The organism is Collinsella sp. i05-0019-G5, assembly GCF_042851345.1.
Classification (GTDB): Bacteria; Actinomycetota; Coriobacteriia; order Coriobacteriales; family Coriobacteriaceae; genus Collinsella.
Map to the genome: position 1 here is coordinate 2,190,489 of NZ_AP031421.1, position 24,783 is coordinate 2,215,271.

Annotated in this window: 27 protein-coding genes; 4 read left to right on the top strand and 23 right to left on the bottom strand. The window is 58.0% G+C overall.

Going from position 1 to position 24,783, the window contains the following annotated elements:
• Positions 1-12 precede the first annotated feature (12 nt).
• The 4 genes from ACGHIZ_RS10225 to ACGHIZ_RS10240 form a co-directional block, all read right to left on the bottom strand.
• Entirely contained in the window at positions 13-1,917 is a 1,905-nt protein-coding gene (locus ACGHIZ_RS10225; RefSeq protein WP_390447873.1) for a type IV secretory system conjugative DNA transfer family protein, read from the bottom strand.
• A gap of 9 nt (positions 1,918-1,926) precedes the next feature.
• Positions 1,927-2,232: a plasmid mobilization protein gene (locus ACGHIZ_RS10230; protein ID WP_225093922.1), complete on the bottom strand. Its 306-nt coding sequence runs from the start codon at positions 2,230-2,232 to the stop codon at positions 1,927-1,929.
• Positions 2,233-2,590: 358 nt separating this feature from the next.
• Complete coding sequence (locus ACGHIZ_RS10235; RefSeq protein ID WP_271807469.1) at positions 2,591-3,439, bottom strand: DnaB-like helicase C-terminal domain-containing protein; 849 nt, start codon at positions 3,437-3,439, stop codon at positions 2,591-2,593.
• 5 nt (positions 3,440-3,444) lie between these two features.
• Positions 3,445-3,699, bottom strand: coding sequence for a helix-turn-helix domain-containing protein (locus tag ACGHIZ_RS10240; protein WP_225093924.1), 255 nt, complete (start codon positions 3,697-3,699; stop codon positions 3,445-3,447).
• 247 nt (positions 3,700-3,946) lie between these two features.
• Here ACGHIZ_RS10240 and ACGHIZ_RS10245 point away from each other — a divergent pair, with 247 nt between their 5' ends.
• Complete coding sequence (locus ACGHIZ_RS10245; protein WP_390447876.1) at positions 3,947-4,726, top strand: hypothetical protein; 780 nt, start codon at positions 3,947-3,949, stop codon at positions 4,724-4,726.
• Positions 4,727-4,763: 37 nt separating this feature from the next.
• Here ACGHIZ_RS10245 and xerC read toward each other — a convergent pair whose 3' ends face one another.
• From xerC to ACGHIZ_RS10265, 4 genes are all read right to left on the bottom strand, one after another.
• Positions 4,764-5,747 (bottom strand): tyrosine recombinase XerC, encoded by a 984-nt coding sequence (xerC, locus tag ACGHIZ_RS10250; RefSeq protein WP_250787256.1) that lies wholly within the window; start codon positions 5,745-5,747, stop codon positions 4,764-4,766.
• 774 nt (positions 5,748-6,521) lie between these two features.
• On the bottom strand, positions 6,522-6,995 hold the full coding sequence (locus ACGHIZ_RS10255) for a YhcH/YjgK/YiaL family protein (protein ID WP_117772916.1): 474 nt from the start codon (positions 6,993-6,995) through the stop codon (positions 6,522-6,524).
• 197 nt (positions 6,996-7,192) lie between these two features.
• On the bottom strand, positions 7,193-8,128 hold the full coding sequence (locus ACGHIZ_RS10260) for a hexose kinase (RefSeq protein ID WP_055251199.1): 936 nt from the start codon (positions 8,126-8,128) through the stop codon (positions 7,193-7,195).
• Between the two features lie 59 nt (positions 8,129-8,187).
• Positions 8,188-9,069, bottom strand: a complete 882-nt coding sequence (locus ACGHIZ_RS10265; RefSeq protein ID WP_117847913.1) for an aldose 1-epimerase family protein — start codon at positions 9,067-9,069, stop codon at positions 8,188-8,190.
• 156 nt (positions 9,070-9,225) lie between these two features.
• Here ACGHIZ_RS10265 and ACGHIZ_RS10270 point away from each other — a divergent pair, with 156 nt between their 5' ends.
• A complete protein-coding gene (locus ACGHIZ_RS10270) occupies positions 9,226-9,810 on the top strand; it encodes a flavodoxin domain-containing protein (protein WP_225093927.1) in 585 nt (194 codons plus the stop codon).
• 75 nt (positions 9,811-9,885) lie between these two features.
• Here ACGHIZ_RS10270 and nagA read toward each other — a convergent pair whose 3' ends face one another.
• From nagA to ACGHIZ_RS10310, 8 genes are all read right to left on the bottom strand, one after another.
• Positions 9,886-11,055 carry an N-acetylglucosamine-6-phosphate deacetylase gene (gene nagA, locus ACGHIZ_RS10275; protein WP_117847910.1) on the bottom strand — a complete coding sequence of 390 codons (1,170 nt, stop codon included), beginning with the start codon at positions 11,053-11,055 and terminating at the stop codon, positions 9,886-9,888.
• 117 nt (positions 11,056-11,172) lie between these two features.
• Complete coding sequence (locus ACGHIZ_RS10280; RefSeq protein WP_035137674.1) at positions 11,173-12,339, bottom strand: SIS domain-containing protein; 1,167 nt, start codon at positions 12,337-12,339, stop codon at positions 11,173-11,175.
• Between the two features lie 114 nt (positions 12,340-12,453).
• Positions 12,454-13,185 carry a GntR family transcriptional regulator gene (locus tag ACGHIZ_RS10285; protein ID WP_022094608.1) on the bottom strand — a complete coding sequence of 244 codons (732 nt, stop codon included), beginning with the start codon at positions 13,183-13,185 and terminating at the stop codon, positions 12,454-12,456.
• Between the two features lie 185 nt (positions 13,186-13,370).
• Positions 13,371-14,453, bottom strand: a complete 1,083-nt coding sequence (locus ACGHIZ_RS10290) for a PTS system mannose/fructose/sorbose family transporter subunit IID (protein WP_055251210.1) — start codon at positions 14,451-14,453, stop codon at positions 13,371-13,373.
• Positions 14,443-15,243 (bottom strand): PTS sugar transporter subunit IIC, encoded by an 801-nt coding sequence (locus ACGHIZ_RS10295; protein ID WP_022094610.1) that lies wholly within the window; start codon positions 15,241-15,243, stop codon positions 14,443-14,445. Before ACGHIZ_RS10295 ends, ACGHIZ_RS10290 begins: the two co-directional genes overlap by 11 nt.
• A 90-nt stretch (positions 15,244-15,333) precedes the next feature.
• Positions 15,334-15,816 (bottom strand): PTS N-acetylgalactosamine transporter subunit IIB, encoded by a 483-nt coding sequence (gene agaV, locus ACGHIZ_RS10300; RefSeq protein WP_022094611.1) that lies wholly within the window; start codon positions 15,814-15,816, stop codon positions 15,334-15,336.
• Between the two features lie 36 nt (positions 15,817-15,852).
• Positions 15,853-16,134 carry a preprotein translocase subunit YajC gene (gene yajC / locus ACGHIZ_RS10305; RefSeq protein ID WP_022094612.1) on the bottom strand — a complete coding sequence of 94 codons (282 nt, stop codon included), beginning with the start codon at positions 16,132-16,134 and terminating at the stop codon, positions 15,853-15,855.
• The gene (locus ACGHIZ_RS10310; protein ID WP_035137680.1) at positions 16,134-16,577 is read right to left on the bottom strand and encodes a PTS sugar transporter subunit IIA; all 444 of its coding nucleotides are present in this window, start codon (positions 16,575-16,577) and stop codon (positions 16,134-16,136) included. Before ACGHIZ_RS10310 ends, yajC begins: the two co-directional genes overlap by 1 nt.
• A gap of 664 nt (positions 16,578-17,241) precedes the next feature.
• On the opposite strand from ACGHIZ_RS10310, the gene ACGHIZ_RS10315 reads away from it, so the two are divergent.
• Positions 17,242-17,919 (top strand): hypothetical protein, encoded by a 678-nt coding sequence (locus ACGHIZ_RS10315; protein WP_390447880.1) that lies wholly within the window; start codon positions 17,242-17,244, stop codon positions 17,917-17,919.
• Between the two features lie 9 nt (positions 17,920-17,928).
• Complete coding sequence (locus ACGHIZ_RS10320) at positions 17,929-18,165, top strand: helix-turn-helix transcriptional regulator (protein ID WP_117847904.1); 237 nt, start codon at positions 17,929-17,931, stop codon at positions 18,163-18,165.
• 113 nt (positions 18,166-18,278) lie between these two features.
• Here the strand turns inward: ACGHIZ_RS10320 and ACGHIZ_RS10325 are convergent, their stop codons facing one another.
• The 7 genes from ACGHIZ_RS10325 to hpf form a co-directional block, all read right to left on the bottom strand.
• Positions 18,279-19,373, bottom strand: coding sequence for a hypothetical protein (locus ACGHIZ_RS10325; protein WP_161194361.1), 1,095 nt, complete (start codon positions 19,371-19,373; stop codon positions 18,279-18,281).
• Positions 19,374-19,499: 126 nt separating this feature from the next.
• Complete coding sequence (locus tag ACGHIZ_RS10330; protein WP_117802809.1) at positions 19,500-20,585, bottom strand: isocitrate/isopropylmalate dehydrogenase family protein; 1,086 nt, start codon at positions 20,583-20,585, stop codon at positions 19,500-19,502.
• Positions 20,586-20,591: 6 nt separating this feature from the next.
• Positions 20,592-21,290 carry a HEAT repeat domain-containing protein gene (locus ACGHIZ_RS10335; RefSeq protein ID WP_117564743.1) on the bottom strand — a complete coding sequence of 233 codons (699 nt, stop codon included), beginning with the start codon at positions 21,288-21,290 and terminating at the stop codon, positions 20,592-20,594.
• Positions 21,291-21,308: 18 nt separating this feature from the next.
• A complete protein-coding gene (locus tag ACGHIZ_RS10340) occupies positions 21,309-21,734 on the bottom strand; it encodes a hypothetical protein (RefSeq protein ID WP_346964050.1) in 426 nt (141 codons plus the stop codon).
• Between the two features lie 5 nt (positions 21,735-21,739).
• On the bottom strand, positions 21,740-22,819 hold the full coding sequence (locus ACGHIZ_RS10345; RefSeq protein ID WP_368131727.1) for an NAD(P)-binding domain-containing protein: 1,080 nt from the start codon (positions 22,817-22,819) through the stop codon (positions 21,740-21,742).
• Between the two features lie 98 nt (positions 22,820-22,917).
• Positions 22,918-23,871, bottom strand: a complete 954-nt coding sequence (locus tag ACGHIZ_RS10350; RefSeq protein ID WP_390447886.1) for a DegV family protein — start codon at positions 23,869-23,871, stop codon at positions 22,918-22,920.
• 79 nt (positions 23,872-23,950) lie between these two features.
• Positions 23,951-24,535 (bottom strand): ribosome hibernation-promoting factor, HPF/YfiA family, encoded by a 585-nt coding sequence (gene hpf / locus ACGHIZ_RS10355; RefSeq protein ID WP_035137685.1) that lies wholly within the window; start codon positions 24,533-24,535, stop codon positions 23,951-23,953.
• Between the last annotated feature and the right edge of the window lie 248 nt (positions 24,536-24,783).

The following is a 24,783-nucleotide window of genomic DNA, read 5'->3' on the forward strand; positions in this document are numbered from 1 at the left end:
CAAAAACCGCCGTCAGTCGACGAAGAGGCCGGACCATCCGTCGGCAACAGGCGGCTCCGCGGCCTCTTCCTCGAATTCGGGAGTCCAGAGATCGACGCCGTCCTCACGACCCATTTGCCTTGATATCAGCCTGGCCTGGTATTCCATCCTCTTGGCCGCCTCGTGCTCGCGCGTCCCCAGATCGAAGTGCTCCTTCGTCGGCATCCGCGTGCAATCGCAGACAGGGGCCCGGAAGCACCCCGCATGTTCCCTGCCCACGCCGTTCTCCGCGGTCTTCACCACGATGACGCCGTCCTTGTCGGGGGACATCTCCGTCCACTCCCAAGGATGAATCAGGTCGTCGGCGTGCTCGCTGTAGGATGTCGACCCCGTACCGCCCGAAGGCCCCCTGCTCGAGCTGGTTCCCATGGTGTGCCGCGTCGTCTTCCCGACTAGCTCGGTGAAATACTGGCGGTCCTCGGCCTCGCCCAGTTTCATGGCGACCTTGACGCCGCAGTTTGCCAGGATCTTCTTCCGTCCGTCGCGCTCGCCGTACTTGTTCAGCTGAGAGATGTTCTGGACTGCGCCCATCCAGAACAGGTCGTACGAGCGCCCAAGGCTGAGAAGGCTAGGCAGGCACTCGACCTTCGGCAGGTTCCCCCATTCGTCGCCGAGGATGGACACCGGCCGCGGCAGCTTTCCACCAGCTGCGTCCGCGATGGAATACACGGCAGCGTAGAGCTGCTCGAACAGGACCGCCGCGATCGCGTTGTAGGGGGAGCCCTCGTCCATCACGTGGAGGAACAGCGCGGTCTTCTCGCTCAGGATTCTACTCGGATCGATATCATCGCCCGAGACCATTCGCGCAATCGGCGCCGAAGCGTAGATCCTCAGGTTGACCTTTAGCGTGGAAACGATGCTCCTCAGCTCGTTGCCGCCGCTCGAGATGAACTGTGAGGCACGCGAGCGGGCCGGATGCCCCTGCGGCAGGGAACGGAACAGGCCCTTCAGCGGCTCACACGGATCCTCGCCGGCCCCCTCCGTCCCCAGGCACATGATGTGGTAGACCGTCGCGAGGTGCTTGCAGCCCCGCGGGCAGCCCTCGTCCAGCACGACCAGAAGGATCGTCGCGGCGAGCAGCGACCGCGCGGATTCCGTCCAGTGGCTCGCCTTCGCATCGCCCTCCCCGGCGATGAGCATACGGGCGACGGCATCCGCGGCCTGCTCAGCCCCCGGCAGATTCCCCCCGTTCGCGAGCCTATCGACCATTTCCAGTGGATTGAACGTGTCGCTCTTCTCGGGATGCTGGGCGTCCAGCAGAAGCACCCGGTACCCGCGACGCTCCAGCTCGTCGCCCGTCAACTCGATGAGCTCACTCTTCACATCGGACACGATAATGGTCTGCGGCCTCGATTCCCCGTCATCCGCCCCATACGTCAGCAGATCAATTGTCGGGATCAGCAGCGATCTTGATTTTCCGGCACCCGTTGAGCCGTCGAGGAACATGTGCCGCCTCGGTTCGAACAGATACTTGGAGCCGAACAGCGTCTTCTCAAACCCGTACACGAATCCTCTGCTTTTCGGCTGTCCGTGCCCGTCCCAAATCTCCGAGCCCCGGATGGTCTCCGGCCCCGTTTTCACCCGCGCCTCCCCAAGTACACCTCCGTCGGCGGCTCGCTCCTTCGAGGAAGCCGATAGCTGCATGAGCACGAATACCGACAGGAACAGCGCGAACGAGGCGAGACAGCCAGGGACGCAATGAGGCCCCACGTTAATCCACCACCAAATGGTGTTATCCACGCTCAGGGTGAATCCGATCGAGCTCAGCTCGATTGGAAATCCGAGGATCATGCAATCGAGGGGAATGGCGATAAGTGGCGCAAACCCCGCGGTAAGCAGCGCTGCGAAAACCAGCGCCATGACCACCTTCTCCTTCACGAGAACCACCTACTCTCTCGCACGGGCGAGTAGGTCGTTGACCCAGCCCACCGCCGTCGAGACGATTGATGTCGCCCGGTTGAGATTATTGAGGACGACCGGATCGGACCCGTAGGTGTTGAGGGCGCGGACCGCCTGGTTGAGGTTCGTGCCGATCTTCTTCAACTCAGTCCTGATACCGGCAAGTTCCCCCGCGTCGGCGACCCTGACCGGCTTCTCGCCGCAGAGCAGGGCGGCATCGCGCATGAAGGAGGACGCCGGCATGTTCATGGCCGCCGCCTTCTCCTCGATAGCCTTACGCTGCGACTCACTCATCCGTACATTGATATGCGTATTCATGGAAGTCATAACCATCCAATCCGAGCGGGGCCGACGCATCGGCCCCGCCCCTTTTATTAAGTTGAAATTGTTTGGAGCATCTGACCGATGCGCCCAATCCTCACCCTCGCCCAGACATCGAAGGGGACTCCCGGCAAGCTGCCGAGATATATACGGTATGGTCGCCATTGTTCTCTATAGATATCGAGAGCATCGAGCAGGCGCTTCCATTCCCAAATGAGCTCATCGGCCGAGAGCAGAGGAAGATCCCTGTTCTCGGCGCGCGCGAGCTCATCGGACGACAAGCATGGATTGGGAGCCCGGTATCCACCAATGTAGGGTCCGGGCTCCATAATTAGCCGATTTCGGTAAACATCGCTGCTGGTGCGTTGAACTCAAACTCGACAATACCGCAGGAACCGTAACGGTTCTTTGTGATTGAAGCAATGACGGGCCGTTTTTTAAGCAACATATTGGCATTACGCTCTTCGGGCTTATCGCCCTTAATAGAAAGCGACATAACGAGATCTGCCGAATACTCGAACATGTTGCACCCGCCTATCGCCTGAAGCCCGGTGGTCTGCTTGTCGTAATTAACGCGGTTAATTGATGAGATAGCGAAGAGCGGACAATGGGCCTCATCCACGATTCGGCGGAGCTCGGAAGCGACGAGCTTGAGACCGATACGCTCGTCGGCAATGCGCAGTTCCTGCGGCAAAGAGACGATTTGCGCGTAATCAACAATAACCAGTGGCGGTTCGCCATGTTTATCGGCAACCTCTTCGATTGCCTTTCGCATCCCGGCATATTTAATTTCACCAGGAATGATATACATTCGCTCGGCGATGCTGCGGGCGTAAATGTCGAGAACCTTCTCGAAGAGCCCGCGTTTGTCCTCAGACATGCCATCGCCGTTCATATCATCGTGCGTGAGCTCGCCGCCCGAGATGCGGGTGAGGCTCTTCGCGAGCATGCTGTCTCGCCCGAGCTCGCCCTCAAAGATGACCACCGGATGGCCAGCAATGGCCCATCCGTCGGCGATTTGCTGCATAAACGTTGTTTTACCCGTACCGGGTCCGCCGGGGACGATGCACAGGTATTGACGAAGACCTCCGAGGATAGTATCCAGCGCACCGTGTTCGATATGCCCAAGCGGCCTATTCTTTAAGATACGCAAGGCGGTCTCGTCGAGGCCGACGCTCATGGGATTTAAAGCCGGCACGGTTCGCTCGCCTCCAATTCATGGAGGTATGCAAAGAAGCTCGATTCAAGGATGTAAATGCGGCGGTGCAACGCAATCGCGCGCCCGCTCTCCTTCATCATCTTCGAGGCCGTAACCGGACTCAAGCCGGTTATCTTGCACACTTCAGCGATGCCAAGAAGGCGCTCGTGGCCCAAGTTGGAATCAGAAGAAACCGCAGTTGATGCTTGTACGGCAGCGTACGGTTCAGGCTCTACAATCATGGTAGAATCCTTTCAGGCTAGCTCGCCCCTCCCCCTTCGTCGCCAAACTTAGATAGGGAAGGGCGGGCGGCTTTTTAATCAATGACCGAAAATAAAATAACTCCTTTCAAACAAGCTGGTCAGGCGCTTACTGTTTATATTGTAACACTGTCTGTTGCACAATCATATCTAGTTACAGTTCTAATTTCTAATTCACTTTCTGACTGTATAGACTTTATTGTCTGACTGATTTAATATATATACAACGATGATTGGAGTGGTTATGGGACGTTTACCATTATCCGGAAGTAAGATGCGGAAAATTAAGTTCGGAACAACTGTTCAGGCGACGACCCCGGAGAAAATCGAAGAGCTACGCCTCAAGAACCCCGAATCAGTCAGAAGCACCGGCGAGGCTATCGACTATCTATGCAACCTGCTCACGGGGTTGCAGCCGAGGGTCGCCAGGGCCCTCGATGAGGCGTGCCTCAGGGAAGCTCGGCAAATCACCAATGAAATGAAGGCCCTTCCCGTTGACGGATCAGAAGAAATGAGTTTTAGTCAATTGGAACTTTATCGAGAGCAATTCCAGAGGCTCCACGACCATTTCTCTTTATATTGCGAGAAAGAGGAGAGGCCCCAGGGAATGAGACGGGTCGATCTCCTCGGCGGCGATTACGCTGTCCTCCCCTCCTCTTGGACTTTATTGGAAACAGAGGAATGCGCGAAGTCTTGCAGCCAGGTCGGAATTATCGAAATTCGCGGCGGCGCAAAATACGATGCGCCTCATTTTGCCTTCTTCCATAACGGAGAGTACAGTCAAAAGGACAAATTGCAGCGCGCAACCAAACTCTGGCCCCGCATGACCGACGTGATGCGCGACGAGGTCAAACTGGTCACAGATGATGAGGGACATTACCTAAATATGGACGAGCACCTAGCCGCCCCCATCATTTGTTATTTCAACCTTCTAGATGCCAGCTACTATCAGTCTATGGAGCTGGAGCCGCCATATGGCGCAATGATCTACCGAAACAATGTCGCTTAAAAAAGAGGCCCCTTTGGGGCCTCTTTTTTAGCCCTTTTTAGCCCTTCAGCAGATCATCCAGCACTGATGCTGCCTTCTGGTCATTTGCCTCGATAAAGTGGCTATAGATAGACAGCGTCGTCGATGGGCTAGCATGGCCCAAACGCGCCTGGATCGTCTTAATGTCCGCATTGGCACCAACGAGCAAAGTCGCTTGCGTATGTCTAAGCTCATGAGGCTTCAGCCCGCTATAACCCGTATAGCGGGTACGTTTGACGCCGTCACTCCCAATGACTTCCCTGCTCTCCTTAAAAGTACCGAAGCCGTTTTTCGCCGCAAACAGCCTAAACGCCCTTGAATAGTTATGTCCATCCATCCGGGTCACAAGAGCCCGTTTGCCGTTGGCGGCGTCAACGATCCCAATGGAATGGACAATGGGCGTTTCTCCAGTCTGCCCCACTGCAAAGGAATCGAACTCACTCCGCTGAATGGCTTTCCACCTGTCCAGATAGTCGGCAAGTTCATTTCCAACCGAAATCTTACGCCTGCTCATCTTTGATTTAGGCGGCCTCAATGTCCTGTCGTTCGTATATTGCTTTACTATCCTCAGAGTCTTGGCGTCGGGGTCATAATCCTCCCATGAGAGACCAAGGGCCTCCCCCTTCCTCAAACCGCAGAGAAGTAGAAGCATTGTGCATGTGATAAAGGAAGATGGCTTCTCCTCCAAAAGGACCGCAAGAAGCCTTGCCGCCTCATCGGCGCTCAGCGCCTTACGAGCCTCGACATTCTGCTTGGGCAGTTTCACTCCCCTACAAGGGTTTTTGCCCACGAGGTCGTTATCGACGGCATCCTCCATTACCTGTTTGAGCTTGATGTGGATGCGGCGAATTTCACTTTCGCTGAATCGGCCTTCTTTTCTAGCCTTGGCATAAGCAGTGCGAACGTCATCCGATTTAAGCCGAGTGAGATCGGGATTGCCGAACAGCTCGCGTATGTGACGAATGTCCAAACCTTCACGCTCATAAGCAAGAGGTGATCCCATGGTCGACTCCCTGTTCGCGTGAAACCTGTCCGCATAATCTGATAGGCCCAGAGGACCATTGCCACGGTTGGAAGCGCCCTCAAGTTCAGCTCTATAGGCCTCCAGCGCCTTGGCGACTTCACTCGGCCAGTTTTTCGGGTTCTTGCTTCTGCAGTGAACCCTGCGTGACGGACTACGGCGGTACCGTCCTGTCTCCGGATCTTTTCCCAGGGAAAAATAAATCCGATAGACGCCTTTGCTCTTATCGATGCATTCCGATGTGCCGCGAGCGGTCTTTTTTATCAATCCCTGCAATCATATCCCTCGTTAGATTTTCGATTAGGCTTGCTGGCAAAGCCTTTAAAGCTTTGCCAGCAAGCCTAATCGAAACTTTTCACACTTTCAAGTCTCTCTAAGTGTGAAAATAGTGGGAAATATGATTCTAATAGCTAGCTCAATAATTGTTAATTACCTATTTCTACCTGCGCTTCCTTTTAATTCAGTGAAATTGGCCTCATCTCGTCAAATGCCGAATTCACGTACTCGTAAAGCGGGGGTCACCGGTTCGAGCCCGGTCGCTGGCTCCATTGCACAAGATAGCCGCCTTCGGGCGGCTTTTTTGTTGCTGATTTCGGGCGCGCTTCCGCCAATCCAAGCACAACGCCGCCGGAAACTCTCCTACTCAACAAAAGCCCCGCCAACCGCAATCCCCAAAGGAACCGCGTTCAGCGGGGCCCAAGCGAGCTCCCCCAAGGGATAACGCTCGCAACACGAACAGCTCAGCCGAGCAGCGCGCTACTCCTCCCAGTAAGCATCTGCAAGCAGCTTAAAGCAAATCTTCTTGACCGGCTGCGCGCCATCGCCCTGGAACTCGAGCGTGGGCATGTGAGGCTCGCCGGCAACAAACAGCGCAAACTTGTCGTCAGCAAGATCGCCGGCGATCGAGGCGTCGGAATCGACCAGATCGTAGTCGTCCTTCTCGTCAAACTCCTGAACCAGCGTCAGGCTGCCCGTGGCAACCTTAAAGGCCTCGCGACCCTCGACGTCGATCTGCAGGTCGTGATAGCGCTGATGCGTCTCATAGTGAGCCTCGGCTTCGGGACGCGTCGTGGGAGCCATGACGTTCGCAAAGACCTTGTCGCCCAGAATCGGATGGCTGCCGACCTCGAGCTTCGCCGGATCGTTCTCCTCGAGCCAGTCGATCAGCACGTCGAGGCCCTTGAGCATTCCACGGTACTCCTCGATATCGCCCAATGCACCGTAAATCATCTAAATCCCCTCTCGGATCGTTTCTTTGGCGGCTACTCGGCAAACGCATTACCGACGCTGTTGCCACCCACATGCGTCTCGACCAGGGTAAGGTCGGGATTGAACACGACAGTGTCGGCGTCGCGCCCCGGCATAATGCTACTGCACTTGTCGTCGACATGAGCTGGCAACCGATGCCGGGGCCGCAGCACAAGCTCCTACAGCTCGGTCACGACAACGCCGTTGTAAACCTCGTCCCAACGATCCATAACCAAGTGGCCAGTCATGGGATCCATGGCATTGAGTTTGCCGCAGGTGTTGGCGGTACGCAGCACCGTCTCGTCGTCGGCTCCGGCAGCAATCGCATGTGCGAAGCCGGCAATGGTCGAATCGCCAGAGCCCGTAGCGTTAACGGCGGGGATATCGGGGGTCTTGGCGCGGAACGCACGGCCGTTATGGAAACCAACGGAGCCGGCAGCGCCCATAGATACGACGACCCAGGGGATATCGGAGAAGCGGGCGTCAGAGGCGAGCGCGGAACGGAGCTCGTCCACATCGTCGGTGGTAAAGCTCGTGCCCAGAAGGCCGTTAATTTCGGTCAGGTTAGGCTTAACCAGCTCAGGCTTGACCTCGGACTTGAGCGCAGCCTCGAGCGAGGCGCCCGAGGTATCGAGCAGCACCTTGGCGCCGGCGTTCTCTGCAATGCCCGTGATCTTAGCGTAGTAGTCCGCCTCGACGCCGCGGGGCAGCGAACCCGAGATGGTAACGACATCGGCCTTGCTCGCAAGCTCGGCGAACTTGGCGGTAAAGGCATCGAGCTCCTCGGGGGCAATCGTCGGGCCGCTCTCGAGCAGCTCGGTCTGGTTGCCGGCGTGGAGGATGTTGAGACAAATGCGAGTCTCGCCCTTGATGGGCACAAAATCATTCTTAATGCCGTTAGCATCCATGAGCTCGGCCATATAGGCGCCCATATGACCACCAAGCAAGCCGGTTGCCACGACATCGTCGCCCAGCTGGCCCAGGACGCGGGCCACGTTGAGGCCCTTACCGCCGGCGGTCTTTTCGGGCGTCACGCGGTTGACGTCGTCGATAATGAGCTCATCGAGCTGATAGCGCGTATCGACGGACGGGTTCATCGTAACGGTGAGGATCATTTCTAGCTCCTTATCTCGCAGGCTCCTTATGCCTTGCAAAACGAATTGGCTACATGCGACTACAGAATCTCGATTGTGAACGAGCGCACGATGGTTTCTTTGGGCTTGGCGATAAGGCAGCCGCGCTTGTGCTCAAGCACGTCGTCCTCATCGGAGCAGGTCGAAAGACCGCCCCAGGGCTCAACTGCCACAAAATCACCCTCGGGCTTGCTCCACACAATGAGGTACGGGAAGCCCTCAAAGCTCAGGCGAACACCCTTGTCCTCGCCCTTTTTGGAAAGCGTGACCTGACGGCTCTCGAGCACGTCAAAGATGGTCTCCGCAAAATCGAAGAGCTCATGTGACAGAGGCAGCGTCTTTCCCACCATGGGGTTCTTGGAGCGGTTGGTCACGTCAATCAAGCCAGTCGAGGGGACGGCAGCGCAAAGCTCAGCAGCCTCGTCTTTCTCAAAACGCAACTCGTAGTCCGTATAGGCCTCGCCCTCATCGAGCGGGCACCTAAAGCCGGGGTGTCCACCGATAAAGAAAGGCATGTCCTCGGTGCCCTCGTTGGTAACCTCATAGGAGACGCGCACGGCGGCGTCCTCGAGCGTATAGCGGGCGACAAGCTTAAACGGATACGGATAATCGCTCAGCAGCGCGGCGTTATCCTCCGAAGCCAGGCACATCGCCAGCTCGTTCTCGCTCTGGCTCAGCAGCTTCCACTCCTGTTTGCGCGCAAACCCATGGCGGGCGAGCTTCACATGATGTCCGGCAAACGTCATGGCGCTGTTATCGCGCAAACCTCCGCAAATCGGGAAGCAAATCGGTGCCTGGCCGGACCACACGGCGGGATCGCCCTGCCACAAGTACTCGCGACCTCCAGCCTCAATCGAGGTAAACGAACCACCGGCCGTGGAGACCTTGATAGAAATCGAATCGTTGGAGAGAGCGTATTCCATTGTCCATCCTTTCGAACAACTGCTTTTTGCTCGCAAGAACCCGTCTCGGCCCTGACCAAAGGACAAACCCGCACGTTCATCGATGCGTCCGGTTTCCCAGCCATGCAACGGGGTACCATACAGACATTGATGCAATTACAGCTGAAAGGCCTTCTTATGCGAACCATCATCCTTTATGCCTCACACCACCACGGCAATACGAAAAAGCTCGTGGACGCCATCGTCGAGGCGCACCCCGAGATCGATACCCTCGACGTGAAGTCACTCGGTAAAAACGAGTACCCCGACCTGCACGAATACCATCTGATCGGTGTCGCCACGGGCATCTATTACTCCGAGATCGACAAGGACATGGCACGCGTGCTCACGAACGTGCTGCAGCCGCAGGACAAGGTGTTTGGCCTTATGACCTACGGTGGCAAAAACAAGTGGTACGGCAAGGATATCGATGGCATCTGCCGCATGAGGCAGGCCATCTTTATGGGCGTCTACGGCTGTCCCGGCTTTGATACGTGGGGGCCGTTCAAACTCACCGGCGGCGTCCAGAAGGGACACCCGACCGCTGAGGAAATTAAGGGCGCCGTCGACTTCTTCGACAAGATCGAAGACGAGTATGGCGACATCATCGTCGAAGAGTACGCCAAGCGCGAGAAGCGTCTAGCATACGAAAAGGAGCATCCCGCGGGGGGTCTTGTGGCCGGCGTCAAGCGCACGGCAAAGAAGATCGTTAACAAGCTGTAACTGTTAAGGTGCTTTTGAGCGTTTAACCCATACGGCGGGTCCGAGCAGATTCGGGCCCGCCGTCTTTTTCTATCGTTAATCGGTAAAGGCGTTGCCGACGCTCTGGCCGCCAACATACGTCTCGACGAGGGTGAGCTCATGGTCGAACACGACAAAGTCGGCGTCGCGACCCGGCATGATGCTGCCGCACTTATCCTCGATGTGCGCAGAGCGAGCCGGCACCTCGGTTGCCATGCGAATGGCGATATCAGCGCTGGCGATGCCCCAATCGACAATGTTCTTGACGCCCTGGGCAAGCGTGAGCACCGAGCCGGCAATGCTTTTGCCGTCGGCGAGCCAGCACAGGTTGTCCTTCATGATGACGTCCATGCCACCACTGGTGTAGCTGCCCTCGGGCATGCCGCCGCAGCCCAGGCAGTCGGTGATGAGCACCGTGTGCTGCCAGCCCTTTGCCTGCAGCAGTGCCTTGATGGCGGCAGGGTTTACGTGCTTGCCGTCACAGATGATCTCGGCGTAGGTCTCGGGCGTGGACATGGCAGCACCCACGACACCGGGCTCACGGTGATGCAGACCGCGCTGGCCGTTATAGGTATGCGTAAAGCAGCTGGCACCGGCATTGATAGCGGCGATGCACTCATCGTAGGTGGCGTCGGAGTGACCGATGCTGGTCACCACGCCCTTGGCGTTCAGAGCAGCCGCATAAGCAGCGGCACCGTCGCGCTCGGCGGCCATGGCGCTCTTAACGATGCGACCGCCCGCAGCCTCCTGCCACTGGTCGAAAACCTCCTCGGAGGGGTCAATCAGGTAAGCGGGGTTCTGCGCGCCCACGTGCTTCATGGTAAAGAAGGGGCCCTCCAGGTAGATGCCCTGAATGCGGGCACCGCAGAAGTCGGGGCCGCGGCCCTCGTCCGCCTTGGCGATAGCAGCGCAGGCGTCCTTGATCTGTTCGACGCCATCGGTGAACGTCGTGGGCAGCCAGCTGGTGGTACCGCGACGGGCGAGCTCGGTTGAGCTGATATCGATGCCCTCGGGATCGTTATCGGTAGTTGAGTGGTTGTAGAAGCCATGGATGTGAGTATCGACCATACCCGGTGCGATCCACGATCCCGTGTAGTCCTTAATCTCGCAAGAGGGCTCGTCGGCCTGCCAGGCGCCAAAAACGCCATCCTCGACCATAAGATAGCCGCCCAGTTGCGGGCCTGCCGGCAAGAAGAACTTGTCAGCCTTAATTGCGTACGTGCTCATATGCACTCCTCGCTTCTAAAGCAGTTGACTGTGGTAATGCTTATACCCAGCTCACGTAAAACAAAAAGCGCCCGCCCGCCGTTATGAGCGGACGGGCGCCCTTACAGGGGGACGCGATTAAGCGGTGAAGGGGTGAATCGTCACGCCCTTAACCACGCGGTTGACCGTGCCGGTGGGGCTCGGCGTATCGGGCGTGTTGCCCACGCGGACGGAGTTGAGCAGGCTGATAGCCTGGGCAAACATCACGAACGGCAGAGCAAGGTAACCCTCGGGAAGTGCCTCGTAGCCCTTAAAGGTGAAGGACTCACCCTCATAGACGGTGGCACCTTCCTGCTGAACGGCGATGGTGTGCTGAGCGATCTCGTCGCCACCGATCTCGTTGAGGATGTCGATGTCGTACTGACGGGTGTAGGCGTCGTTGTTGACGAACACGAAGACGAGCGTCTTATCGTCGACGAAGGACTTAGGTCCGTGACGATAGCCCATGGAGGTGTCGTAGGAAGTAGCGACCAGACCGTGAGCGAGCTCGAGGATCTTGAGCTGGCTCTCCTGAGCAAGGCCACCGAAGGAGCCAGAACCCAAGTAGGTCACGCGGTTGAAATCGCCAGCCAGGTAATCGGCGATCTCGGGCTCACGGGAGATGACCTCCTCGCCCATCTTGGCAATCGTCTCGACCCACTCGGCCTTCTGCTCGTCAGAGGCAGTGTCGAAAATAAGGGTGGAGAGCAGGGTCATGCAGGAATAAGAACCGGTCATGGCGAAGCCCTTGTCGTTGGCGCGCGGAATGAGCAGCGTCAGCGCATTGGGATCATCGGCAGACTCGACGGCAAGCTTGCCCTCGGGAGCGCAGGTGATGTTGAGGAACTTGACGTTGTGGACGAGCTCCTTGGCAACGGCAACGGCGGCAAGGCTCTCGGGGCTGTTGCCAGAGCGGGCAAAGGAAACCACGAGCGTGGGATCCTCGGCGCGCAGGAAGTCGCGCGGGGCGCTCACGATGTCGGTCGTGGCGATGGGCTTAAAGTCGTAGAGATCAGTGTTGCCAGCGTGACGCAGGTACGGGGCGCAGGTATCGCCAACGTAGTCGGACGTACCGGCACCGGTGAAGACAACGGACAGACGACCCTCGCCCATAGCGCGAGCCTCGGCCAGGAAGGCCTCGATGGCCTCCTTGTTCTCGCGATAGATGTTGAGCGTATCACGCCAAAGCTCGGGCTGCTGAGCAATCTCGGCCGTGGTGATCTGGGCGCCGAGCTCGGTGAGCTCCTCGACACTCTTCTCGAACATTTCTAATACCTCTCTCTAGAAGTAATCCTCTGACGTGCAATTATACACTTCGGTTGGTTATCTGGTAGTAACCAGTTAAATGCAAAGAATCACCCTATGGAAACGATGCGAGCACTAGTTACTGCGCTGGTGGTAAACCTTGTATTTAAACTGATCGGCACGAGCAACCGAAAGTGTGTACTCCACTACCTCGTTTGACTCGTTATACGTAGTCCTGACCAAATCGAGCACAGGCGAGCCCTCGACAATTCCCAAAAGGTGGGCATCGGTGGGACGGGCTATGCTCGCATAGAACTCCTCTTCGGCCACGCGAATCTTTTGCTGAAAGTCCTGCTCAATCACATCGTAAAGCGGCTTACGCTCCAGCAGCGGTCGCTTTAGGGACAGAAATTGACGAACCGGTAGATAGCTGCGTTCGACCATCATGGGCATGTTGTCGGCAGAGCGAAGACGCTTGAGCTTAAAAATGCGATCACCGATGCGCAATCCCATATGCTCGGCCAGATTCTTATCGGCCTCCATCTCGCAAAACTCGAGAATCGTGGTCTCGGGTTCTCGACCCATCGCGCGCATCTGCTCGGTAAAGCTGTAGGACTGCATAAGATTGGTTGCTTTTGCCGAACGGTCGGTCACAAAGGTACCGCGACCGTGCTGCCGAACCACCAGTCCTAAACGCTCCAGTTCCTGCAGAGCCAGGCGTACCGTAGTGCGCGAGAGACCATAGCGCTCCGAAAGTTCGCGCTCGGAAGGAATCATGTCACCGGCGCGATATTCATGGTCAATCTTTTCGGTCAGAATATCGACCAGCTGATCGTACAGCGGTTGCTTACGCGCTCCGATCGCCATCCTATCCTCCCTTTTGCTCGAATTCGGCTAACTACCTAGGGTGTTATGCATTATCTGTCTGCCACACCCGAATCATTAAGAAAACAAAAGCCGCGCGCTCTTTCGAGCACGCGGCTTTTAACATACACATGGCTTAAGGGGTCGGGGTGTGAGCCGCGTAGGGACACACCCCTCAAGCTAGAGCCTTACCAGATGCTCGGCCAGAGACCAAGCGGGCCAGCGCCCAGGATGCCAAGGACGAAGAGCAGGAGAATGCCCTTGGTCGGGGTCCAGCTGTGCTTAGCGAACATGTAGTAAAGCAGCAGCGTAAGCATAAGCGGGACGAGCTTCGGGACGATGGTGTTGAGGGTGTCGGCAACAGAGAAGTTGACCGGATCCTCGGTAACGGTGCCGTAGGTCACGGACTCCATGCCGTTACCCAGATCGGTGACGCCGCACTCGACAGCGTTGCCGTCGGCATCGGAAGCGGTAAGGGCGTTGCCGTCCTTATCGGTCATGGCGATGGTACCGGCCTCAGCGGTCTCGGTATCGATGCCCTCCATACCGGTGAAGTTCTCGGCCTCCTTCTCGGAGACGATCACGGTAGTAGCGGAGAGACCACGGGTGGTGCCGTTGGGGATCTGGAGGTTGATCTGGGTGCCACCCATGGTGACGACCAGGCAACCGACGACGAAGACGCCCATGATGGAAGCGGCACGCGTGAAGGCCTGCATGTTGGCGGTCAGAGCGTCAATAGCGCTGGTGCCAAGCTTGTAGGACCAGTTCATGAGCCAGAAGCGCAGAGCGAACTGGACGACGTTGAAGATCACCAGGAAGATGATCGGTGCAGCGGCGTTGCCGTTGATGGCCATGTTGGAGGTGATGCCGGCCGTGATAGGCACGAGCGTCAGCCAGAACAGGGCGTCACCGATACCACCGAGCGGGCCCATTGCGGCGACGCGGACGGCGCGGATCGTGGGGATGTCAACCTTGTTCTGCTCGAGCGAAAGCACGATGCCCATAACAAAGGTGACAAGGAACGGGTGGGTGTTGAAGAACTCCAGGTTGTGGCTCATGGAAGCCGCGAGGTCGTTCTTGTTGGTGTGGATCTTCTCCAGACCGGGGATGATGGAGTAAAGCCAGCCAGCGGCCTGCATGCGCTCGTAGTTGAACGATGCCTGCAGGAAGCAGGAGCGCCAAGCCATCTTGTTGAGGGTCTTCTGGTCGAGCTGCGGAGCAGGAGTGAGATCCTCGTAGTGCTCCGGGATCACATACTCATTAGATGCCATCTTCGAAGTCACCTCCGTCAGAAACAGCTGCACCCTTCAGCTCGGTCTGCTGCTGGAAGTCCCAGAAAGCGATGCCGAAGCCGATGAGAGCGAGGATGAGCAGAGCAGGGGTTGCCAGCGAATCGTTGGCAACGGTGATGAGCGCGAGGCCAAAGCCCATGAGGAAGAAGCCCCACATATCGCGGTTCATCATAACCTTGAGCAGGACGGCGAAGCCGACGAAGCGCATCATGCCGCCTGCAGCGGAGAGACCGGTCTGCAGCCAAGTCGGGATGGCAGAAGCGATGGTCTGACCGATGGTAGCGCCAGCGATGAAGAACAGGGTGACGACGACAGCGAAGATCAGGCCGAGCAGAGCCATGGCGAAGTAGTTCAGGCGCTCGATGCCCTTGGTGTCCGCGTTGTGAGCCATGTTATCGGCCGTGGACATAAGCGGGGACATAAGCGTGAAGACCAGGGTAACGCCAAGCTGGCCAAGCAGAGCGAACGGAATGGCGAGGCCGACTGCCGCGTTGGGCTCGAGGCCCGTGGCGATAGCGAGAATGGCTGCCATGATGCCGCCGATGACGGCGTTAGGCGGCTGAGCACCTCCGATCGGCATGTTGCCGATCGTCATGAGCTGATAGGTACCACCCACGAGAAGACCGGTGTTAAGGTCGCCAAGGATAAGACCGATGACGGCGCCGGTGACGATGGGCTGATAGAGAGACTCGAGGAAGTCAAACTGGTCGATTGCCGCGATGAACGTGACGACGAAGACCAGAGCGATCTGGATGATCGAGTATTCCATCTTGCTCCTCCTTTCAAAATGTATGTACGCACTTTGGATTTCACGTACAGAACGTCAGGGTTTCACTCCTGACAACGTGGATCACGAGGATTACGAGAAGAGCTTGCTCGTGTCCTCAACAGGCGTGCTCGGAACGCGCCTGATCTCCAACTCCACCCCCAATTCCTGCAGCTCTTTAAACGCAGCGACATCCTCGTCGTTAACTGCGACGGAGGTGGCGACTTGGCGCTTTCCTTCCGACATGTGCATGTTGCCGATGTTTACCTTCTTTATAGGCACACCGCCCTTGACGAGCGTAAGCACGTCTTCCGGTGTTTCGGCCACGATGAAGATCTTCTGGCGCGGGCTCGCCTTGCCAATGACGTCGATGGTCTTCTGCAGAGAGAAGAAACGCGTAGCGACGCCGGCGGGAGCGGCCATCTTCATGAGGTTCTGGCGCATGGTGTTGGACGCCACGTCGTCGTTGGCGACGAGGATGAGGTTGGAGCCCAGGGTGGAGTTCCACTGGGTGGCAACCTGACCATGAACCAGTCGGTTATCGATGCGGGTAAGAAGAATGTTGGGTTCTGCCATGTTGATCAGCTTCCTTTCGTTATTTGCTGACGACAGTTACTTGATCTCCTGAATCGCGTAACGCGAAACATCTACGACGGCTCCGGATCGGACTTTGATCTGGACCTTCTCGCCTTCGATGCCTTTGACGGTTCCGTAGATACCGCCGGCGAAAAGAACCTCTTGACCCGGCTTGAGCTCGGTGTGCAGCTCCTTGAAGTACTTCTGCTTCTTCTTCATGTTGATTTGCGACCAGATGGTGTAAATCAAGCCCATGATGACAAGCAGGCCTAAAAGGGCGACCGAGGAGCTCAGGACGTTGGCTCCGAAATCGGCCATTAGATGCCGTCCTCGTCGCCGAAGATATCCTCTTCCTCGGAGCCGGCAACGGATGCGACCGTCTGGGCGGTGACGCCCGTCTGTCCAACGGTCACGGCCTGCTCGCCAAGCTCGGCGAGCGTGGCATTGCCTCGGAGGAACAGAAGCTCAATAACCATGGGAAGGTTGGTGCCAGTCAGAACCTCGACGTTGTCGACATCCTGGGCAATCATCATCGACTGGTTGAACGGGGTGCCGCCAAGCAGGTCGGTAAAGACGAGCACGCCATCGCACTCCTCGCGCATGGCGGTAATAGCGGCGCGGAGATCCTCACCGTAGGATGCGGCCTGGTCGCCCTCAAAAGGAACGACGGTAAAAGCAGGCTGGTCGCCGGCAACCATCGCGATAGCGCTTGCAAGGCCGGGTGCGAACTGTCCATGACCGGTAAGAATAAAGCCAACCATTCAAATTTCCCTTCCGAAGGTGTGTACAATCTGAGTCCGATGATTTTCGGAAGCCAGCGGGCGCTCGCCCTTAAAGCTTCTTGGAAAGCGTTCTTTGAAGACCAGTGGTTTCTAAACTGGTAGTAACCACGTGACGTGTTGTTGTCACTATATCACCCCAGAAGAGGTCGCTTTCCTTGATTCATACGGTAAAACGTTTTTGCACCGCTCACGGTGATAAATCGACCGTTTACCGGTCGTTAACACTTCTACCTGCGGTTTTGAAACCGTTTCGAAATGCTATGGCAAAAGATCGGATCTTTTCCTGTGTCTAAACAACGCAGGGCGGCTAAAAATAGCGTGAAGAAAAATTGCAGGTCATTGTGGAGATATGTGAATTGGTCTTTTTGACTTAATACCAGTTAGAACCAGTTTTGAGATTATCGGTGAACGGTAGTTTTCGACCGTTCACCGGTTACTTGCAATCGTTTGCAGTTGTTTTCCCAGATGAATTAGGGAAGCGCGATGGAGCGCTTGCGCGATCACGGGAAGTTTTTGGCATTTGTCCTCATCCCCCGAACGCCAAACTCCGGCATCCAAAATGAGCTAATAGCTCACGCTAATCGTTTTCAATCATTACTTACTCAGTATACGTAATTATTTATCGTTTATCGTTAATTATGATATGATACAAGTATCATCCAAAACGCCGATTGGAGAGGTTATGGTCCACCGAAACGCATCTATATCGAATGAAACCATCAGCCGCGAACAGACGATAGCCAAACTGAGGAAGCTCGCTCGCATCTGCAAATGGGCCACAATCTGCATTACCACAGCGCTCGCTCTGGGACTCCTCGCAGTCATTGCGATTGACCTTCTACTTATATTGCCCGGCCTCTCCCAAGGGTCGTGCCTCCAATCCGTAGAACTTCAAGCCGGCGAAGGGCCGTGCCTGGCTATTGTCGGTACCGATGCGCAGGCCCCACTTATGCTCGTCGCACACGATGGCCACACTGCCATAGGGAGCCTCTTGATAACATGCCTCGCGCTTACCATCGCGATAAGCGTGCGCAGGCTTTTCTTCAACATTGAAAAGGAAGGCAGGCCCTTTGACCTTGAATGTAACCAGACACTTCGTCGAGTAGGACATTTATTCCTTATCGTCGGCGTTGCCGTGAGGCTTCTTGGTGCCGTAATCACGGGAATGATACTCTTAGGATTTGGCGGCAGCTTTACGGATGCGTTCGCCGGCCAGTTATTCGAGCCCTCCATGCTCTTTGCAGGCCTGATTATTTGCCTGATTGCCAGCATCTTCCGCTACGGGTATATCCTGCAAAAACAAGATGACGAGTTGCTCTAGGAGGAATCCATGATTATTCTGCGGCTTGACCGCATGCTCGCCGAACGCAAGATCTCATCCAAAGAGCTTGCGGAACGCGTGGGCATCTCCCAGGTCAATATGTCACGCATTAAGACGGGCAAGGTTTCTGCCATACGTTTTTCAACTCTTGACGCGATATGTCGGGCACTCGACTGCCAACCGGGCGATGTACTGGAATATATGCCTGACGATGAAGCCGATAACCTTTTTGGACGTAAAGATTGATAGGCATAATTTAGCCACCAGCGCCTAAACGCAAATAGCCCGCTAGAACAACATCCGTTCTAGCGGGCTTATTCAGATATTTCGGTTACGCGCTCGGCGGCTCAGACAGATCTTTATGCAAACAGACCATAGATGCTGATGTTGGCCTTGGCATACAGGCCGTTAGCATACTCGGTCCACTTGGAGCTGGCGCTCGAAGCCTGCGAAGAGTACTGCTGGTAGGCGGTGTAATAGGCGGTCATGGCCTGCTTGTAGGTAGCGCTATCAGCCGTAAAGGCATCGTCAGCGAAGGCCTTAGCGTAGGTGCTATCGGCGTCCTTCCAGGTGCCCTTTTCGCTATCCCACTCGTCGCCGGCAAGTTTGATGATGTAATCGGCGTAGTCCTTGCTCGCGGTCTCCTCGTTGCCGTCAGCAGGCTCGGTCGGGGCGGTCGGCATGCTTGCGGAGCTATCGCCCACCTTCTTCTTGTAGAGCTTCTGCAGCGTCGCGGACTGGCGGACGATCTGCTTGGCCTGGTCCTTGGACACGCCATACTGCGTGGCCATGGTCTTGTAGTCCGAAGTGCCGATGGATTCCTCGGCGTACTGCTTCATCTCCTTAGAGGAGACGGTAATGCCCTCGTCCTCGGCAGCGTCGAGCAGGATCTTGTTGCGCACGTAGGACAGGATGACGTCGGCAGAAGGAGCGGTGTAGTTGCCATCGCTATCCTTGACGGTGTCGAGGCTGTACTGGCTCTCGATGGCCTCGCGCGCGGTGATGTCGCTCTTCTTGCCGTTGTAGCTATAGCTTGCCACGGTCGAATCGAGCTGGTCCTCGGTCAGGGTCGACGAGCCGACACCCTTGCCGCCAAAGCCGCCATTGCCAATAAAGAAGCCGACCACGGCGGCGATCACGACGGCAACCACAAAGGCGGCAATCATCGTCTTCTTGTGCCTGGATGCATGGTCGTCTTCATCGGAACCCAGAATATCATCGTCCTCATCCTGGGCCTCGGGCATCAGATTCTCGTCAGCGGCATCCGCGGCAATCTGAGCCTCCAGTCGGGCGTCCTCCTCCTCGGCCGTCGTGCCGGCGGCAATGTGCTCGGCAGACGTACCGGCGACCAGATCGATCTTCTCGTCCTCGTCACCGTCGGGGCCTTCGCCGCGCTCGATGATCTGGATGCCGTCGATCTCGTCCTTCTCGTCCTTCTTTTGAATCAGACCCATATCAGTTACTCCTTGTTAGGAAACATAGTCTTCAATAGAATACGCCCGACAGAGTGCCGGGCGTATTGATTCTTAGGTTATACGCAAACACTTAAGTACTATTTAGGCGTTTGCAGCCTGCATGTCTTAGGCCAGGTGCGCGATAACGGCATCGGCAAAGGCCTGCGTGCCCACGGCGCCCTCGACGGAGCCGGTCTGGGCACGACGCACGTCGCCGGTAACCTGCTTACCCTCGTCGAGCGTGGCGGACACGGCGGCGCGGATACGATTGGCCGCATCGTTCTCGCCCAGATGATCGAGCATCATAGCCGCAGACAGAATCTCGGCCGTGGGGTTGGCGATATCCTGGCCAGCGATATCGGGCGCGGAGCCATGCGTTGCCTCGAAGATGGCGCAGTCGGCACCGATGTTGGAGCCGGGGGCCATACCCAGGCCACCTACCAGGCCGGCGCACAGGTCGCTGACGATATCGCCGTACAGGTTGGGCAGCACCAGGACATCGAAGTCGTTGGGGTTCTGGACCAGGCCCATGCAGGTGGCGTCGACGATCTTGTCGTTGAACTCAATATCGGGATAGTTGGCGGCCACCTCGCGCGCAACGCGCAGGAACAGGCCATCGGTCGCCTTCATAATGTTGGCCTTGTGCACGGCCGTCACCTTTTTACGGCCGCAGCGGCGGGCGTACTCAAAGGCGTACTCCACAATGCGGCGGCTCTTGGCGATGGAGATGGGCTTAATTGAGATGGCGGAATCGGCGGCGAAGGTCTTCTGACCCGAGCGCTCGACAAGCTGTGAGAGCTCCTCGACCTCGGCAGCGCCCTCATCGAACTCGATCCCGGCGTAGAGGTCCTCGGTGTTCTCACGCACGATGACCAGGTCGACGTCGCGGAAGCGCGAGCCGTCGCCCGGCTGCGACAGGCAGGGGCGCACGCAGGCGTACAGGTCGAAGTGCTTGCGCAGGGCCACGTTAACGCTGCGGAAACCCGTGCCGACCGGCGTGGTGATGGGGCCCTTGATGGCAACCTTGGTCTCGGCGACCGCATCGAGCACGTGCTGGGGCAGCGGCGTGCCAAACTCGTCCATGACGCCGGCACCGGCCTCCTGGACGTTCCAGTTGATCTGGACACCGGTGGCCTCGACCACGCGGCGCATGGCCTGCGTAATCTCGGGACCGATACCGTCACCGGGAATCAGGACTACATCGTGCGCCATAATCTGTTACTCCTCGTCTTCGGCGTCGTCAGATTTTTTTACGCTAGCACGCTTCTTCTTTTTGGAGAGATCCAGGCCAAAACGTTTAACAAGCATTTCGCAAATCTCGCTCGAACGGGCCTTAAGATAGCTGCCCTTACCGTTCTCGGCATCGAACTTAAGGCGCAGCGCAAGCTTCTCGGCAACCTCGGCGTCGATCTCGCCCTGGCAAAACTCGTACAGGCAACCGAGCATGTCGCGATACTCAAGGTCGCCGTGGTAGCACTGGATGGCCTCGTCCAGGATGGGCCAAGCCTCGCGCGAACGCTCGACGCTCGTGGCACCCCACACGCACAGCAGGCGGAAGGCGGCATAGCGCAGCGTGGAGGAGATCTCGTCGAACAGTGCGGTCTCGGCGCCCTCAAAGGCATCGCCCAGCTGCTCGGGGCAGGTGGTGGCGAGCGCCGTCAGGGCATCGAGGGCCTCCCAGCGGGTCTGCGCCTCGGGGCGGTCGAGCGCCTCGATCAACGCGGGCACGCAGGGCACGACGCGCTGGGGATCGCGCTCGGCAAGCAGATGCAGCACGCGGGCGGCAAACTGGCGGATGCGGCGCGTGGGGCAGCCGAGCTCCTGAACCAGGCGGTCGACGGCGTTCTCGTTCTCCTCTGCCAGCTGAAGCTGTGCCAGCTCCTCGTCGGTGAGCTGTTCGTCTTTGTTTTCTGCCATAGTTACCTCTTCTTACTATTACTTAGCGTGCTTGCCAGCACCCTTGCTGTCATCGGTGACCGAGATGAGCTGTCGGTCGGCCGCGCCATTGCGACGCGCACGGCGGCGTTCCTCAGCGTCGCCCGCGTCGGCGGCGGCGCGATGAGCCTTGTTGACGTTAAAGACCTCGTCGTGTTTGCGCCACGGACCGACGGACTCGCCAAAGCTCATCTTAAGACCGGCGATAAAGCCGCCGAGCCAGCCGATCGGCGCAAACTGCACCAGCGGGAACAGTGAGAACACCCAGGTCAGCAGGACGACTGCCGCCGCGCCTGCAAAGTTGGCAATCCAGTAGTCGCGCTTGGTGATGACGCGCTTTTCGCACGCCCACTGGCCGCACAAAAAGCCAATGTAGATCGCGAAGAGAAAGAGCACCAGCGCAAGCACCACGAACGTCCAGCTCATGGGCGCTACTCCCCGTGATGGTGGCCGCAGCAGCACTCGTGGCCATCATCATGGCCGTGGCCGCCGCAGCACTCGTGGTCCTCGCCATGGTGGTGGCCGCAACCGCACTCATGGTCGTCGCCGTGCTCGCCGCAACCGCAGCCGTCCTCGTGAGCACCGTGCTCTTCGGGACGATACTGCGACCAGTCCAGACCGGCGGCGATGGCGTCGGCCTCCTCCTTATAGAGGACCGTGATGGCCTGGGTGCCCAGCTTGGCACCACCGATGGCATCGAGCATGTCGTAGAGCGTAAAGGCCACGTCGGCGCCGGGCAGCGCAAGCTCGCGATCGTCGGCATAGGCGAGCGCCAAGCGCAGGTCCTTGATGAAGTGCTCGACCATAAAGCCGGGCTTGTAGTCGCCGTCGAGCGCCTTGGTAGCCAGGCTCTCCATGGCGCCGGACTTGCCGGTACCGCCCAGGATCATCTGGCGGGTCTTCTCCAGATCAAGGCCGCTCAGCTCGGCAAATGCCATGGCGTCTGCCATGCCGACCATGCAGGCGCCCAGCGACACCTGGTTGGCGAGCTTGGCAGCCTGGCCCTTGCCGGCGCCGTCGAAGCAGCAGATGTTGGCCGCAAAGGTGGCAAGGATGTCGCGGACCGGCGCAATGTCGTTCTCGGTAGCGCCCACGATAGCCGTGAGCGTACCGGCGATAGCGCCCGACTCGCCGCCGGTGACGGGGCAGTCAAACGCCATGCGACCAGAAACCTGGGCGGCCTCGGCAATGTCACGGGCAAGCTCGGGCGAGCTCGTGGTGAGGTCGATCAAGACCGCGCCGGGCTTAGTGCACGCGAGCAGGCCGTCGCCCGCCAGGTAGAGTTCCTCGACCTCGGAGGGATAGCCCACCATGGTAAAGACGACATCGGCGTTCGCCGCGGCATCGGCCGGCGTATCTGCCCAGACGGCGCCGCGCTGGATAAGCGCCGCCGCCTTGGACTTGGTGCGGTTGTTGACCGTGACGGGATAGCCGGCGTCCAGAATGTGGCCGGCGATGGGGGCACCCATGATTCCGGTGCCGATGAATGCGACGGAGAGCTTGTTTGCCATGAAACCTTTCCTTTTGGGTTGGGTGTTGTTACCAGGTTGAATACTCGGTGCCAGCGTTTGGGCTGGGAGTCGAGGGCGATTACGGACGCAGCGCTTGCCTACTGACCGCGCACGCGGCGGGCGATACGGTCGGAAAGCGAGGCCTTGTCGGCGCGGTTCTTACCCCAAAACGCGCAGCCCACCATGCCGGGGCCCACGTGCGAGCCGATGGTGGGACCCACGGAGCCGCGAATGATCGTGACGTCGGCGCAACCCTCCTCCTTGCGGATGGCGGCTTCGAGCCAGTCACCATCCTTTTCGGCATCGGCCGTCATGATGGCGATGGGCATGGTGCGATCGGGCACGTAGTTCTCGCGGAACGACTTGAGGATGGACTTGAGCGCCTTCTTGCGGCCGCGGTTGACGCCGATCAGCGACAGCGAGCCGGCCAGGTCGTAGGAGAGCTCGGGCTTGACGTCGAGCTTTGCCGTGAGCTGCGCCGCCGCGGGAGGAATGCGGCCGCCGGCAGCCAGTGCGTCGAAGCTCTCGAGCGTAAAGTAGCCGTGCACGTAGGTCTTTGCCTCGTTTGCCCAATCGGCCAGCTGCTTGGCGGTCAGTCCCGCCGAACGCTGGCGCACGGCCTCGAGCGCCAAGAGCGCGCCGGTCGCGCAGGGCAGAGCGTTGTCGACCACGTACAGCTCAAAATCGGGATACTCGGCGCGCACGGCATCTGCCGCCTGGCACGCGGAGTTGTAGCTCGACGACAGCGCCGAGGTAAAGCACAGGTAGACCGTGGGCGTGCCCTCTTTGGCGCACTCGGTAAAGAACTCGATATAGCGACCGAGCGACACAGCCGAGGTGGACACGCGGGCACCAGCGCGCATGCGGTCGTAAAACTCCTTGGGTGTGATGCTCGACCAGATGTCATCCGTGCGCTCTTCGCCATCGATAATGAAGGGGAAACCCAGGATATCGACATCGAGGTTCGCGGCGACCTCGGGGCTAAAGTCGCAGCAGGTATCGACGACGATGCGGCAACGGTCCGAATGACCGGCGGATGCGGCCTTGTCCATCAAAGCGACTCCTTACGTAAAAAGGCGGCCACCCGCATGGGATTGCCGCCAACCGTTAACTCATGCAAGTTAACGTATTTTACTCGTCAAGTGTTTCGATGCGGGGCTTGATGATGCCATATCCACCATTCTTACGGTGATACACCACATTGATGAGACCGGTCGTCGCGTTCTCGAACACGTAGAAGTCGTGGCCCAGCAAATCGGTCTGCACCAGCGCCTGCTCCTCAGTCATCGGGGTGACGTCGATAACCTTCTCGCGGACGAGCAGGTCGTCCTCCTCCTCGGGCAGCAGCAGGTCGGCCAGATCCTCGACGCGCTCGACCGGCGCGACATCCGCGGCGCTGGCACCGCCCTGGCGGTTGTCCACGACCTTGGTCTTGAACTTGCGCAGCTGGCGGGTGACCTTATCGGCGGAGAGGTCGATGGCGGCGTACATATCTGCACCGTGCTCGGCAACGCGAATCACCGAACCGCGGGCACGAACCGTGACCTCGACGATTGCCGGGTTGGGGTTCGAGGGGTTCTTCTCATAGCGAAGTACAACGTCGACCGTCATGGGCTCGATATCGAAAACCTTGAGCGCCTCGCCGATTTTCTCATCCACATGCGCACGCAGAGCATCGGTTACCGTCGTCTTGCGTCCAGAAACCTTGATATCCATACGTGGCTCCAATCTGCCTCGGGGACTTACTGTACTGGCTATGTACCCATTGCCGTGCATTTAATCACGCGGATTCCGAAAGACCCGAATAACGGTTGCTTGATACCGCATACCGAAGTCTCGCACTTTTCTGTGGCAAAGTGCGCTATAGGAGGGAGCCGGCGACTTTGTATTTGGTCCCGAAAATTGGCTTTGACCTGCTGGTTTTATAGAGATGAAAAAGCCGGGCTCCCCTATTGGGGAAACCC